The 13506-nt window shown below is 72.3% G+C and carries 12 protein-coding genes; 6 read left to right on the top strand and 6 right to left on the bottom strand.

All coding sequences use genetic code 11. From position 1 onward, the window contains the following. Positions 1-78 precede the first annotated feature (78 nt). The 3 genes from ACFYY6_RS05190 to ACFYY6_RS05180 all read right to left on the bottom strand — a co-directional run bounded on the left by ACFYY6_RS05190 (position 79) and on the right by ACFYY6_RS05180 (position 3970). Positions 79-1953, bottom strand: a complete 1875-nt coding sequence (locus tag ACFYY6_RS05190; protein ID WP_389191726.1) for a glycosyl hydrolase family 18 protein — start codon at positions 1951-1953, stop codon at positions 79-81. Positions 1954-2126: 173 nt separating this feature from the next. Next, positions 2127-2777, bottom strand: a complete 651-nt coding sequence (locus ACFYY6_RS05185; RefSeq protein WP_351525928.1) for a response regulator transcription factor — start codon at positions 2775-2777, stop codon at positions 2127-2129. Continuing rightward, a complete protein-coding gene (locus ACFYY6_RS05180) occupies positions 2774-3970 on the bottom strand; it encodes a histidine kinase (protein WP_351629024.1) in 1197 nt (398 codons plus the stop codon). The genes ACFYY6_RS05185 and ACFYY6_RS05180 overlap by 4 nt, the downstream gene beginning before the upstream one ends. A gap of 150 nt (positions 3971-4120) precedes the next feature. Here ACFYY6_RS05180 and ACFYY6_RS05175 point away from each other — a divergent pair, with 150 nt between their 5' ends. Continuing rightward, positions 4121-4729: a hypothetical protein gene (locus ACFYY6_RS05175; protein ID WP_351629027.1), complete on the top strand. Its 609-nt coding sequence runs from the start codon at positions 4121-4123 to the stop codon at positions 4727-4729. Between the two features lie 189 nt (positions 4730-4918). On the opposite strand, the gene ACFYY6_RS05170 is transcribed toward ACFYY6_RS05175, so the two are convergent. After that, positions 4919-5491, bottom strand: a complete 573-nt coding sequence (locus ACFYY6_RS05170; RefSeq protein WP_351525808.1) for a cob(I)yrinic acid a,c-diamide adenosyltransferase — start codon at positions 5489-5491, stop codon at positions 4919-4921. A 320-nt stretch (positions 5492-5811) separates the two neighbouring features. On the opposite strand from ACFYY6_RS05170, the gene ACFYY6_RS05165 reads away from it, so the two are divergent. The 3 genes from ACFYY6_RS05165 to ACFYY6_RS05155 all read left to right on the top strand — a co-directional run bounded on the left by ACFYY6_RS05165 (position 5812) and on the right by ACFYY6_RS05155 (position 10201). After that, a complete protein-coding gene (locus ACFYY6_RS05165; RefSeq protein WP_351629008.1) occupies positions 5812-6660 on the top strand; it encodes a 3-hydroxyacyl-CoA dehydrogenase family protein in 849 nt (282 codons plus the stop codon). Positions 6661-6889: 229 nt separating this feature from the next. Next, a complete protein-coding gene (locus ACFYY6_RS05160) occupies positions 6890-7213 on the top strand; it encodes an STAS domain-containing protein (RefSeq protein WP_351525811.1) in 324 nt (107 codons plus the stop codon). A gap of 363 nt (positions 7214-7576) precedes the next feature. Further along, the gene (locus ACFYY6_RS05155) at positions 7577-10201 is read left to right on the top strand and encodes an ATP-binding protein (protein WP_389191723.1); all 2625 of its coding nucleotides are present in this window, start codon (positions 7577-7579) and stop codon (positions 10199-10201) included. Between the two features lie 118 nt (positions 10202-10319). Here ACFYY6_RS05155 and nucS read toward each other — a convergent pair whose 3' ends face one another. Next, complete coding sequence (gene nucS / locus ACFYY6_RS05150) at positions 10320-10991, bottom strand: endonuclease NucS (protein ID WP_351524376.1); 672 nt, start codon at positions 10989-10991, stop codon at positions 10320-10322. 320 nt (positions 10992-11311) lie between these two features. On the opposite strand from nucS, the gene ACFYY6_RS05145 reads away from it, so the two are divergent. After that, positions 11312-11704 carry an SCO5389 family protein gene (locus ACFYY6_RS05145; RefSeq protein WP_129800535.1) on the top strand — a complete coding sequence of 131 codons (393 nt, stop codon included), beginning with the start codon at positions 11312-11314 and terminating at the stop codon, positions 11702-11704. 131 nt (positions 11705-11835) lie between these two features. On the opposite strand, the gene ACFYY6_RS05140 is transcribed toward ACFYY6_RS05145, so the two are convergent. After that, on the bottom strand, positions 11836-12909 hold the full coding sequence (locus ACFYY6_RS05140; RefSeq protein WP_351524377.1) for an LLM class flavin-dependent oxidoreductase: 1074 nt from the start codon (positions 12907-12909) through the stop codon (positions 11836-11838). A 210-nt stretch (positions 12910-13119) separates the two neighbouring features. On the opposite strand from ACFYY6_RS05140, the gene ACFYY6_RS05135 reads away from it, so the two are divergent. After that, positions 13120-13449, top strand: coding sequence for an ATP/GTP-binding protein (locus ACFYY6_RS05135; protein ID WP_351524378.1), 330 nt, complete (start codon positions 13120-13122; stop codon positions 13447-13449). The last annotated feature ends 57 nt before the right edge of the window (positions 13450-13506 follow it).

Genomic DNA, 13506 nt, shown 5'->3' with positions numbered 1-13506 from the left:
GGAGCCGGGGGGGGTCCGTGCCCCCGGGGTGTTTTCCGGTTGTGGCGCGGGCCCCCGGGCGGGGCCCCCGCGACGCGGTTACTTCAGACCGTTGCTGATCGCGCCGACCAGCTCACCGTTGGCCGTGTCACCGCTGAACTCCCAGAAGAACGCGCCTCCCAGGCCCTGGCCCTTCGCCCACGTCATCTTGGACGCGATGGTGGCCGGGGTGTCGTAGCTCCACCAGTTGTTGCCGCAGCGCGCGTACGCCGTGCCGGCCACCGTGCCGGTTGCCGGGCAGCTGTTCTTGAGGACCTTGTAGTCCTCGATGCCGGTCTCGTACGTGCCGGGGGCGGCGCCGGTGGCGGTGCCGCCGGGCGCGTCCTGGGTGACGCCGGTCCAGCCGCGGCCGTAGAAGCCGATGCCGAGCAGCAGCTTGGAGGCGGGGACGCCCTGGGCCTTCAGCTTGGCGATGGCCTCGGCGGAGGTGAAGCCGGCCTTCGGGATGCCGTCGTACGAGGTCAGCGGGGAGTGCGGGGCGGTCGGGCCCTTGGCGTCCCAGGCGCCGAAGAAGTCGTACGTCATCACGTTGTACCAGTCCAGGGACTGGGCGGCGCCCGCGTAGTCGGTGGCGTCGATCTTGCCGCCGGCGGAGGCGTCGGCAGTGATGGCGGCCGTCACCAGGTTCTTGCTGCCGAACTTGGCGCGGAGCGCGGAGGTGATGGCCTTCAGTGCGTTCGGGCCGCTGGTGTCGCAGGTCAGGCCACAGGCGTTGGGGTACTCCCAGTCCACGTCGATGCCGTCGAAGACATCGGCCCAGCGCGGGTCCTCGACCAGGTTGTAGCAGGACTCGGCGAACGCGGCCGGGTTCTTCGCCGCGTCACCGAAGCCGCCGGACCAGGTCCAGCCGCCGAACGACCACAGCACCTTGATGTGGGGGTACTTGGCCTTGAGCTTGCGCAGCTGGTTGAAGCTTCCGCGCAGCGGCTGGTCCCAGGTGTCCGCGACGCCGTCGACCGACTGGTCGGCGGTGTACGCCTTCTCGTAGTCGGCGTACGAGTCACCGATCGCGCACTTGCCGCCGGTCACGTTGCCGAAGGCGTAGTTGATGTGCGTGATCTTCGCGGCGGAGCCGGAGGTGTCGAGGTTCTTGACGTGGTAGTTCCGGCCGTAGACGCCCCACTCGGTGAAGTAGCCGAGGTTGATCTTGCCACCGGGGCCGGGGGTCTCGCCGCCACCGCCGGTGGTGCGGATCTTGACCGAGCCGCTGACCGGGCCGGTCTGGTCGGCGGTGTCACGGGCCCGCACGGTGTAGGAGTAGTCGGAGCCGGCGGTCAGGCCGGTGTCGGTATGGGTGGTGCCGGTGACCGTGGCGACGACCGCGCCGTCGCGCAGCACGTCGTAGTTCTTGATGCCCTTGTCGTCGGTCGCGGCGGACCAGCTCAGCTTGACCGAGGTGTCGGTGATGTTGCTCGCGGTGGGGGTGCCCGGAGCGGAGGGGGCGTTGTCGCCGGGGACGCTGCCGCCGTCGCAGGGGTTGCCGTTCAGCTTGCAGCCGGTGGGGGCGCCGGAGCCGGTGCCGTTGAAGCCGAAGGAGACACTGGCACCGGGGGCGATGGTGCCGTTCCAGCCGAGGTTCTTGGCGGTCCAGTGGTTGTTGGACCCGGTGACGGTGGCGTCCCAGGCGGAGCCGACCGAGGTGCCCGAGGGGAAGTCCCACTCGATGGTCCAGGAGGACAGGGCGGTGGTGCCGGTGTTCTTCACCGTCCACTGGCCCTCGAAGCCGCCGCCCCAGTCGGACTTCTTGAGGTACGTGGCGGTCGCCGAGTCGGCGGCCTCGGCGGGGGAGGCCAGGCCCACCATGGCGGCGAGCGGAAGGAGCAGTGCGGTGACGCCCGCGACCGCTCTGGATCTGGTGGCCCTCCCGGCCCCGAGTCTGAATCGGGTCCGGCGTAGGGGGGTTTCAGTGCTCAACGGTGCTCCTCGGGTGAGGTCCGGACAATCGGGGGTGGTCCGTGGACTGCAAACCCTGCGCCGCCCAGAGCGCGCCTTGTCATGGCGCACTCACCGCAGTGTGTTGTGCGGCGAGATTAGGAAGGTCTGGACCAATCGTCAAGAGGTCCAGACCAAAGATCGTTCTTCCTGCCTCACATGCCCAACTCCTGTGCCAGCACCGCCGCCTGGAGCCGACTGCGCAGATCGAGCTTGCCCAGTACCCTGCTGACGTGCGTCTTCACGGTCGCCTCGGCCATCGAGAGCCGGGCCGCGATCTCCGCGTTCGACAGTCCCTCGCCGAGGCAGCCGAGCACCTCCCGCTCCCGCCTTGTCAGGGCGTCGAGCACCTTCGGATCGGGCGCGTGGGCCGTCCGCGCGGGCCGCGTACCGGCGAACTCCGCGATCAGCCGGCGGGTCACCGCCGGAGCGATCAGGCCCTCGCCGCGCGCCACCGTGCGCACCGCCTCCAGCAGATCGCGGGCCTCGGCGTTCTTCAGCAGGAAGCCCGCCGCCCCCGCCCGCAGTGCGCCGAAGACGTACTCGTCGAGGTCGAACGTCGTCAGTACCAGCACGTCCGCCAGCCCTTCGCCGGTCACCTGACGCGTCGCCGAGACCCCGTCCAGACGCGGCATCTGGATATCCATCAGCACCACGTCCGGCCGGAGTTCGCGGGTCAGCCGCACCGCCGCCTCGCCGTCCGCCGCCTCGCCGACCACCTCGATGTCCGGCGCGCTGCGCAGGATGAGCACCAGCCCCGCACGGACGGCCGACTGGTCCTCGGCGACCAGGACCCGGATCGTCATTCCCCCACGTTCCCTTCGTCCACGGGCAGTTCGGCCCGCACCCGCCAGATCCTCGTTCCGGAGCCGTCGTCCACCGGCCCCGCCTCGATCGTTCCGCCCAGCAGCGCCACCCGTTCCCGCATGCCCACGAGACCGGCCCCCGATCCCGGCGCGCGCGGCCCGGAACGGTCCCCGAACGCACTGCTGACCTCCACCGTGAGCGAGGGCCCGGCACGCCCGAGCCGCACCGCGACCGGGCCGGGCGCGGCGTGCTTGAGCGCGTTCGTCAACGACTCCTGGACTATTCGGTAGGAGGCCAGTTCGACGGGCGCGGGCACCGGCCCACGCTCCTCGCGCACGTCCTCGAAAGTACAGGTCAGCCCACTCGTCCCGGCATTCGTACCGGCCTGTTCGACCAGTGCGTCCAGCGCGTCCAGGGTCGGCGAGGCGCTCGGCTCGGCGTCCGCGTCACCGGTGCGCAGCAGCCCGATCAGCCGGCGCATCTCGGCGAGCCCTTCGACGCTGTTCTCGCGGATCACCCCCAGCACCTCGCGCGAGGTGGCCGGGTCGTCGATGGAGAGCGCGGCGGTGGAGTGGATCGCGATCGCGGAGAGGTGGTTGGCCACCAGATCGTGCAACTCCCGTGCCATCCGGGAACGTTCCGCGGTCACCGCCTGGGTGCGGTCCATCTCGGCGAGCAGTGCGGTCTGTTCGGCCCGTAGCCGCGCCGCCTCGGCCGCGTCGCGGTGGTTGCGGACGCTGACGCCGGTGATCGCGGGACCGAACGAGACCACACCGGTGAGGATCCCGACGAGCAGGGCCTCCGGATTGCGGAACCACGCCAGGAAACCGATCGTGACCGCGACCGTGATCAGGAACGTGGTCACCGGGATGCGGCGGGCGGCGGCCGGTGTTCCGTACAGCACCGCCGCGTACATCAGGTCGGTGAACAGCACGACGGTCACCATGTTCCCGACCGTGAACTGGTCCGCGATCACCGCGAGGGTGCCGACGATCAGCCCCGTCTGCGGAGCCGTTCTGCGGACGAGTGCGAACGCCGAGACGACGGCGAGCGGCAGCAGGGAGACCCAGGGGGCGGAGAAGGGCCGGCCGCCCTGCGTGTGCAGCCCCAGTGCCCACAGCAGCAGGCCGCCGAGGAGGCCGATGACCGCGATGAGCACGTCGTGGCGGTGCGGGCGGAGGAAGGAGAACACCCTCCCATCCAACACGGCCGCCCGGGTGGAGGCCTCGGTGCCGCGGGCGATGTGCGCGTACATCGAAGGATGCAGTCGAGGTTCGTCACCGGCGACGACGTGTCCGGGCTGCGCGGACGGGAGGATGGGGGCAACGGGAAGGAGACGGGCGTGATCGTCACGTTGATCGTGCTCTGCGAGGTCGGCTTCTGGGTGCTGCTGGCCGCGGGGCTGGCGCTGCGCTATCTGGCGAAGAAGCCGCGCCTGGGAGCGGCCGTGCTGCTGTGCGAGCCGCTGCTGGAGGTCGTGCTGCTGGTGGTGACGGCGATCGACCTGAAGAACGGGGCCGAGCCGGACATGAGGCACGGGCTGGCCGCCGTCTACATCGGCTTCACCGTGGGCCTCGGGCACTCCACGATCCGCTGGGTGGACGCTCGGGTCGCCCACCGTTTCGCGGGCGGCCCGCCGCCGGTCAAGCCGCCGAAGTACGGCATGGCGCGCGCGGTACACGAGTGGAAGGTCGCGGCGCGCTGGACGGTTGCCGCGGTGACGGCGCTGGCGCTGCTCCAGGCGGCGATCTGGTACGTGGGCGGGGACGGCGACGCGTCGACGCTCCAGCAGTGGCAGCGGACGATGCTGTTCGTGATCGGGATCAACGTCGTCGTCGCGGGCAGCTACACGTTGTTCCCGAAGCGGGAGCCCGCGGGGGAGCGCGGAGCGGGCAGCGGTGACGCGGCGGAAGCCGGCCGGGAAGCGATGAACCGGCCGGAGAAGTGGTGAACCGGCCGGGGCCATGGTGAGACGGCGAGAAGCCGAGAGCCGACCGGGGACGCGGTGCGGTGAACCGGCCCGGGAAGCCGTGGAGCGGCCGTACGGGCGCGATGGCCGCGCCCGTACGGCCGCTCCCGTCCGTGCGGCGGCGGGCGCCGGCCGTTCGGCCCCGTGCGGCGAGCACGCGCGGCGGAGCGGCTACCGCTCCCCGCCCGGCACCCACAGCACGTCGCCGACCTCCTTGTTCGCCGTCCGCGCGAGGATGAACAGCAGGTCCGAGAGCCGGTTGAGATACGTCGCCGTCAGCGCGTTCATCGTCTCGCCGTGCACCTCCAACGCCGCCCAGGTGGACCGCTCCGCGCGCCGCACCACCGTGCACGCCTGATGCAGGAGCGCCGCCCCCGGCGTACCGCCGGGGAGGATGAAGCTGCGCAACTTCTCCAACGGCTCCAGGAAGCGGTCGCAGTCCGCCTCCAGCTTGTCGACGTAGCTCTGCTCCACCCTCAGCGGCGGGTACTTCGGGTTCTCGACGACCGGGGTCGACAGGTCCGCGCCCACGTCGAACAGGTCGTTCTGCACGCGGGCGAGGACCTTCACGACGTCCTCGGACAGCTTGCCGAGCGCGACCGCCGTGCCGATGACCGCGTTGGCCTCGTTCGCGTCGGCGTACGCGGCGATCCGGAGATCGGTCTTGGCGGTCCGGGACATGTCACCGAGGCTGGTGGTGCCCTGGTCGCCGGTGCGGGTGTAGATACGTGTCAGATTGACCATACGGCCAGCCTAGGTCCTGTCCCCCCGCACCGCCGTCGTCCGGCCGGAGGCCGGGCCCGGGTCCTGTCCCGCGGGCGAGCGCGTCCACCGCGCGACGGGCCGTGCGGGTCCTCAACTGTGCCCGGCGCGCCGCCGGATGACGGATGCCGGTGTGATGTCCGTCATGTGAGACGTGACGCGCATCTCTTCGTGGTCACAGGACCTCTCACGGGTACTAATCTCCGCCGAAGAGCAATGTGAACAACCGTTATGACCGGGGCCGTGCAGGGATCAGCTCAGGGATCAGCTGCAGAGGCGAATACGAACCGAGGGGTGCACACGTGGCCAGGAAGCTCGCCGTCATCGGAGCCGGACTCATGGGATCCGGCATCGCGCAGGTCTCCGCCCAGGCGGGCTGGGACGTCGTGCTGCGCGATGTCACCGACGAGGCCCTGGTCCGCGGACGGGACACCATCGGCGCCTCGTACGAGAAGTTCGTCTCCAAGGGGAAGCTGGAGGCGGCGGACGCCGAGGCCGCGCTCGCCCGCATCACCACGACCACCGACCTCGACGCGGTCGCCGACGCTGACGTCGTCGTGGAGGCCGTGTTCGAGAAGCTCGACGTCAAGCACGAGATCTTCCGCTCCCTCGACAAGATCGTCCGGGACGACGCCGTCCTCGCCTCCAACACCTCCGCCATCCCGATCACGAAGATCGCGGCGGTGACGGAGCGCCCCGAGCGCGTCGTCGGTGTGCACTTCTTCTCGCCGGTCCCCATGATGCGGCTGTGCGAACTCGTCCGCGGCTACAAGACCAGCGACGAAACCCTCGCCACCGCAAGGGAGTTCGCCGAGTCCGTCGGCAAGACCTGCATCGTCGTCAACCGTGACGTGGCCGGCTTCGTGACCACCCGGCTGATCTCGGCGCTCGTCGTCGAGGCCGCCAAGCTGTACGAGTCGGGCGTCGCCACGGCCGAGGACATCGACACCGCCTGCAAGCTGGGCTTCGGGCACGCCATGGGTCCGCTCGCCACGGCCGACCTGACCGGCGTCGACATCCTGCTCCACGCCACGAACAACATCTACACCGAGTCGCAGGACGAGAAGTTCGCCGCACCGGAGCTGATGCGCCGGATGGTGGACGCCGGTGACATCGGCCGCAAGAGCGGGCAGGGCTTCTACACGTACTGATCTGCTCCGGCCCCCCGGCCCGGTCCGCCGTCGGCCGGGCCCGGAGGCAGGGGTGTCCTCCAGGACATCCGGGCCCGTTCGGGCCGTGTCAAGCCGTGGTCACCCCACGGAGTGAAATCGGCATCGGTTCGCTTACAGACGGCAACTTCCCTGTCTCCGCCGCAGTCAGTTGTGGGAGAGACAGAACAGACAGACGAAACGTTGCAACGGAGATTCACGGGGAGCGCATATGCACATCAGGGGCGACCACGTCGAACTGGTCGTCGGGGGCCGCCTCGACGTCCGAAGCGCGGCGGACGCCCGTACGGCCCTGCACTCGGCCCTCGACGACGGAGTCGGCGACCTGGTGCTCGACCTGACCGAGCTGGACTCCTGGGACGCCACCGGACTCGGCGTCATCATGGGCGCGCACCGACGGGCCGGGCGGGCCGGCCGACGGCTGGTGCTTCGCGGCGTGCCGCCGCAGATGCAGCGCCTGCTGGTCGCGACGCGGCTGCACCGCATCCTGGCCATCGAGGGCGGAATCGCCGCGGAGTCCCTGCCGCGCGTGTAGGTTCCCGGAGACCCGGAGACCCGGAGACCCGGAGACCTGGAGACCCGGAGACCTGGAGACCCGGAGACCTGGAGACCCGGAGACCCGGAGACCCGGAGACCCGGAGACCCGGAGACCCTGCTCCCGGCCCTCGACGCGTCCGGATTCGGCCATGTCGTGCGGGCGAAGAGCCACATACGGCACGAGAACGCGCGCATCGGGCGGCCCGGACCCCCGGCTGTGCGCGGGCACCGGGCGACCGTCTAGGGTCGGCCCGTCCGCCGATTGACGGGACCCACCGGGCGGACACCGGACCGGAGGCGACAGCAGGGCGTGCGAGGCCGGGAGGGACAACCGTGCGCGACGCGTCTGGGGGCTTTGGCGATGGACCCGACACACCAGGGGCCGGAGGAGTACGGCAGGGACGGCGACGGCCCCGGCAGGACGGCCGACGGGAAGGAGCCCGTCCCCGCCCCACCGCCGGGCACCGCGCCCCGTCCGATGGCGGGAACCCCCGCCGCCGCCCCGGACTTCGGTCAGCCGGCACCGCACCCGGCCCGGGTCGTCCGGCTCATATCGGGTGACTACCTCCTCACCGTCAACCCGATCGACGGCAGCGAGGTCGAGCTGTACCCGCCGGGGGAGCAGCCCGCGCCCCCGGTGCGGCGCACCGCGGCCGACCGCGCCGCCCGCGAGCGTGCCGCCGCGCCCCCCGTGCCCCCGGGGCCGCCCGCTCCGCAGCCGCCCCTCCTGGAGCGCGCGGAGGAGCGCGAACGGCTGGTGCGGCTGCTGACCCGCGGCCGCTCCGTGCGGCTCACCGGACCGGCCGGTTCCGGCCGGACCACCCTGCTGGACGCCGTCGCCGCCGACTGCGTCGGCCTCGCGCCGGACGGTGTCGTACGGCTCTCCGGCCTCAACAGGTCCGTCGCCGACCTGCTGTACGCGCTCTTCGAGGCCGTGTACGACGCTCCGCTGCACCGGCCCGACCGCCCCGCGCTCCTCGATCACCTCAGAGGGATCGGCGCCGTCGTCGTGCTCGACGACCTGGAGTTCGGCGGCGCCGCCCTGGAGGAACTGCTCGACGCCACACCGGAGTGCGCCTTCCTGTTCTCGGCGACCCCGGACGTCGCCGCGCCCGGCGCGGACTCGTACCTCGAAGAGGTCTTCCTTCCCGGTCTCGGCCGGGGCGCCTCGGTCGAGCTGCTGGAACGGGTCGCCGAACGTCCGCTCACCGACGAGGAGAAGAACTGGGCGGGAGACCTCTGGTTCGAGTCGGAGGGGCTGCCGCTGCGCTTCGTCCAGGCGGCCGCCCTGCTGCGCCGTCGCGATCAGCAGCGCGCCGACGCCGACGCCTCCGGCGCCGCCGCCCCGCACGACGGCCCGGACAACGGCCCGGACAACGGCCCGGACGGCCCGGCCGCGCGGCCGCCCTTCGGGCACGACGAGGCCACCGACGGGGTCCACATTCCACTGCCCAACCTCGGCGAGGCCGCCGCGCCCGCCGCGCTGCTCGCCTCACGGCTCAGCGAGCCCGCCCGCGACACCCTGCGCTTCGCGGTCGCGCTCGGCGGCGAGGTGCCGCACCAGGCGCACCTTCCGGCCCTGGTGGGGGACACCCACGCGGACGCCGCGCTCGGTGAACTGGCCGGCTGCGGACTGCTCTCCCCGGCCGGTTCCCGCTACCGCCTGGCCGCGGGGGCCGTCGCCCAGCTGGAGGCTGCGGGGTACGGCGACGACAGCGCCGAGCGGGCCCGTACCGCGGCCCGGCACTACGCCTGGTGGGCCGGGCACCCCTCGGTCACCCCGGCACGGGTCACCGCCGAGGCCGACGCCGTCATCGCGGCCATGACGCGGCTCGTCCCCGGGAACGGCGACGGGCAGGCCGCCGAGGCCGTGCCGTCGGCCCACAGCGCGGCCCCGGCCTTCGCGGCGGGACTGCACTGGGGGGCCTGGGAGAAGGCCCTGAGGATCGGCCAGGAGGCGGCCAGGGTCGCCGGTGAGGTCGCCGAAGAGGCGTACTTCCACCACGAGTTGGGCATTCTGGCGCTCTGCTCGGGGAATCCGGAACGGGCCAGGACGGAGCTGGAGACGTCGGTCGGCATGCGCGGGGCGCTCGCCGACAAGCCGGGCATGGTGGTCGGGCGGCGCGCGCTCGCCCTGGTCGCGGACCGGTCCGGAGCGACGCCGCCCGGGGGGCCGGTTCCGGGCGGACCGCCGTCGGCCGGTCCCGTGACCGGCGGTCCGGTGCCGGTGGGCCGGCCGGGACCCGCCTCGCGGCAGGAGGACACGGCGCCGCTGCCCGTCGCGTCGGCGACGCAGAAGCTCACACAGGGGTCCGGCGCGGAGACCACCGCGGTGATCCACCCGCGCGGCGCCACCGCCACGAACGCCCCGGGGGCCGCGGCGCGGAAGGGCCGTCCCGCCCCGCTGGGAGGCTCCCGGCGGGGCCTCGTCGCGGTGGGCGCGGCAGCGCTTCTCGCCGCCGTGCTCGGCACGCTCGTGGTGCTGGGCGTGACGTCCGGCGACGGGGACCGGGGCAACCGTCCCCGCATCACGTCCGAGGAGTCGGCGGGCCCCGACGACGGCGGGAACGGAGCGTCGGACGACGGGGCGGCGGACGGGTCCGTCCACGGGGACGAGACGTCCGGGGGCGGCGCGGTGACGCCCGGCCCGTCCGGCAGCGAGGGCGCGCCGAGCGAGAGCGGTACGCCGTCACCGGGCGCCACGGATCCGAGCGGCAGCCCCTCGTCGGGCACCCCGCCCGAGGGCGGTTCCTCGCCGGGCACCCCGACCGGGCCGACCGTCCCCACGAAGCCGGCCACGCCGACGGCGCCGACGAGCCCGAGCCCGACCGAGACGGAGGACAACTCCCCGGAACCGACGGATCCGGCCACGGAGGGACCCTCGCCCTCTCCGCCGGAGGACACCTCCGACTCGGCGAGCGGGCCGTCCGCGTCCTCCCTCCCACCGTCGGCGGAGGGCGCGGACGACGGACCTGCGGTGGTCTGAGCGTGGTCCGAGCCGCGCCGGACGCCGGGAAGCCCCTGACGCCGACGGACCCCGATGCCGGACGCGCCTCGCGCGTCCGGCATCGGGGGTCCGTCGGGGAAGCCTGGGAAGGGGCAGGTCAGAACAGGCGCAGCTTGTCGTCCTCGATGCCGCGCAGCGCGTCGTAGTCGAGGACGACGCAGTCGATTCCGCGGTCCGTCGCCAGCACCCTGGCCTGCGGCTTGATCTCCTGCGCGGCGAAGATGCCCTTCACCGGGGCGAGATGGGGATCACGGTTGAGCAGCTCCAGATAGCGGGTCAGCTGCTCCACGCCGTCGATCTCGCCGCGCCGCTTCAGCTCGACGGCCACGGTCCCGCCGTCGGCGTCCCGGCAGAGGATGTCGACGGGGCCGATCGCGGTGAAGTACTCGCGGCGGATCAGGGTGTAGCCCTCTCCGAGAGTCTCGATCCGGTCGGCGAGGAGTTCCTGGAGGTGCGCCTCGACACCGTCCTTGATGAGCCCCGGGTCGACGCCCAGTTCGTGGGACGAGTCGTGGAGGATCTCCTCCATCGTGATGATCAGTTTCTCGCCCGCCTTGTTCACCACGGTCCAGACGTCCGCGGTGTCGCCGGAGCCCTCCTTGAGGGTGCAGGGCGGCGACATCCAGTTGAGGGGTTTGTACGCCCGGTCGTCGGCGTGGATCGACACGCTCCCGTCCGCCTTGACGAGGATCAGACGGGGGGCGGAGGGCAGGTGGGCGGTGAGCCGGCCGGCGTAGTCCACGGAACAGCGGGCGATGACGAGACGCATGGTCGGCAACGCTACTCGACGACCCGTGCTCCACGCGATTCTCCCCCCTCACGCCCCCGGGCGGAGGGGAGCGGTCGCTGTCCGGACGTGACCGGACCGTCCCCGTTCGGTCCGGACATGACCGGATCAGCCCTTTTCGGGCTTGCCCCTCTTTGATCCCCTTCGTTGTTGGCCGGTTGTGTTCCCAATCTCCTGGTGCGGCCAGGACCGCACCCTTACCGTGTAAGCGGGAGGTCGCCGTGTGTGCACGCTGCGTCGCGTTCCTCCTTGCCCTGCCCGTAAGGTCCCGGCCCGGCGTCGGGGCCGCGAGAGGAGAACCCATGTCGCTCGACGTCTCACCGGCGCTGTTGGAACAGGCCGAGCGAGGCGAGGTCGACGAAGCCGATTTCGTCGACTGCGTCCGGACCTCCCTGCCCTACGCGTGGGAGATGATCAGCTCGTTGGTGGCCCAGTTGAAGGTCGACGGCGGAGAGTTCGCCGACAACCAGACGCCCCCGCCGGACGAGCAGGCCCGTGGTCAGCTGCTGCGTGCGCTCGCGAGTGATGCGATACGCGGCGCTCTGCAACGGCACTTCGGAGTGCGTCTGGCATTCCAGAACTGCCACCGCGTCGCGGTGTTCCCGCTGGACGCCTCGGCCGACGAGCGGCTGGCCCGCTTCACGTCGGTGAGAGGTCAGTTGCTCAACCAGTCGCCCGAACTCCGGGACTGCTGAGGTCCGTTCGGCGGCAGGGTCTGTCCGGTCATGAGCCGTCGGGCAGGCCCTGAGCGCGTGCGTACGCTGCTGTTCCGGACCGCGGGAGGTGGGACGGGATCCGGGGCGGCAGCCCGTACCCGCACCACGGCTCAGGGGAGGAGCGGCAGCACCTCCGTGCCCAGCCGTGCCACGTTCTCCTCCGTGGCCGCCAGGTCTCCGGAGCCCTCCACCAGGAGCGCGAAGCGGGTGATGCCCGTCCGCTCGGCGGTGGCGGCGAGCCGGTCGGCGGCCAGCCGGGGCGGACCCACCGGATGGAGGCCGCACAGCAGCTCCGTGTACGCGACCGGGTCGCGCATCACCCGGTGCCGTCCGTCCACCGTCACATGGGCGTCCAGCCCCTCCCGCAGCCAGCCGGGCATCGCCTTGACGAGGGACTCCACCGCGTCCTCGGTCCGGTCGGCGATCTGGGCCACCCCGGCGGACACGTGCCCGGCCGCCCGGACGCTCTCCGGCGAACGGCCCGCGGCCAGGGCGGTGGAGCGCCACAGGGCGATCATCTCCGCCTTCTCCTCGTCCCCGCAGTGCATGCCCAGGAGCATCGGCAGCCCGCGCTCCGCGGCGAGCCGGACCGTCCGGGGCGAGGTGCACGCGACGACCACCTCGGGGCCGCCGGAACCGTCGCCCCCGGGCCCGTCGTCCCCGGGGGCGGCACCGCCGGACCCGGCGAGCGGCTCGTCGGCCCGGGGCACCACCGCCACCTCTCGGAAGTCGTACCGGGGCCCCTTCCCCGCGACCCTCGGCCGGGTCAGCCAGTCGAGCAGCAGCTCCAGGGACTCCGGGAAGCCCTTCTCGTACGCCTCCAGGCCCCCGCCGAACACCTCCAGGTCCACCCAGGGGCCGCCCCGGCCGACGCCGAGGGTGAATCTGCCACCGCTGGTGAGGTGGAGCAGCGCCGCCTGTTCGCCGAGCGCGACGGGGTGCTGGGTCGGCAGCACGCTCACCGCCGTACCCACCCGGATCCTGCGGGTGCGGCCGAGCAGCAGCGCGGCCAGGGTGACGGCGGACGGGCAGACCCCGTACGGCACGAAATGGTGCTCCGCCAGCCATACCGAGTCGAGCCCGGACTCCTCCGCGACCTCGGTGGACCGGATCGCGCGATGCAGCGCTTCCCCCGGCCCCTGTCCCGGAAACTGGGCTGCCAGTACGAACGTTCCCACGCGCATCGCCAATTGCCTCCTTGCGGCCGACGCGGTCTCTCCCCTACGGGCAACAACGTCTGACACGTGCCAAGGGCACGGGCAGCGGCAAGTTGTTCGGATTGTCCGGTAAGTCGCCAAAGTCGGAGGGAACGTTCCCGCACGACATGGGGCGCAGGGCTCGGCCGAATGGCCCTACGCTGGGGGAAAACCGCCGGCCCGTCTGTGAGGTGTCCCGTGTCCCCGCGCCGCAACCGCCCCCGAGGCGGCGAGATTTTCCCCGAGCGAGGAGCGGAGCAGGGGATCCGCTACGGCGGCGGCGGACGCGTCGAGGAGTGGCGCGGGGAGGAGTGGTCGGTGCGCCCGGTGAGCGGCGCGAGCGTGGCCGGCAAGCGGTACCGCTGCCCCGGCTGCGACCAGGAGATCCCGCCCGGCGTCCCGCACCTGGTGGCCTGGTCCGAGTACGGCGGCATCGATGACCGTCGGCACTGGCACAAGGCGTGCTGGAACGCGAAGGACCGCCGCACCACACAGGTGCAGCGGTCCAGGAACGCGCCCCGCTACTGAGCCGGCCGTCCCCCTCCACGGGCCCCGGGCTCCCGTCCCGGACGGCCGTTCCGGGCC

The sequence above is a fragment of the Streptomyces sp. NPDC001750 genome (assembly GCF_042892615.1).
Lineage (GTDB): Bacteria > Actinomycetota > Actinomycetes > Streptomycetales > Streptomycetaceae > Streptomyces.
This window is presented reverse-complemented; position numbering and strand designations above follow the sequence as displayed.

Coding starts and splice junctions, on each gene's coding strand:
- ACFYY6_RS05185 (WP_351525928.1), bottom strand. CDS start 2,777: ATGACGATCCGGGTCCTGGTCGCCGAGGACCAGTCGGCCGTCCGTGCG.
- ACFYY6_RS05170 (WP_351525808.1), bottom strand. CDS start 5,491: ATGGTCAATCTGACACGTATCTACACCCGCACCGGCGACCAGGGCACC.
- ACFYY6_RS05160 (WP_351525811.1), top strand. CDS start 6,890: ATGCACATCAGGGGCGACCACGTCGAACTGGTCGTCGGGGGCCGCCTC.
- ACFYY6_RS05155 (WP_389191723.1), top strand. CDS start 7,577: ATGGACCCGACACACCAGGGGCCGGAGGAGTACGGCAGGGACGGCGAC.
- nucS (WP_351524376.1), bottom strand. CDS start 10,991: ATGCGTCTCGTCATCGCCCGCTGTTCCGTGGACTACGCCGGCCGGCTC.
- ACFYY6_RS05145 (WP_129800535.1), top strand. CDS start 11,312: ATGTCGCTCGACGTCTCACCGGCGCTGTTGGAACAGGCCGAGCGAGGC.
- ACFYY6_RS05140 (WP_351524377.1), bottom strand. CDS start 12,909: ATGCGCGTGGGAACGTTCGTACTGGCAGCCCAGTTTCCGGGACAGGGG.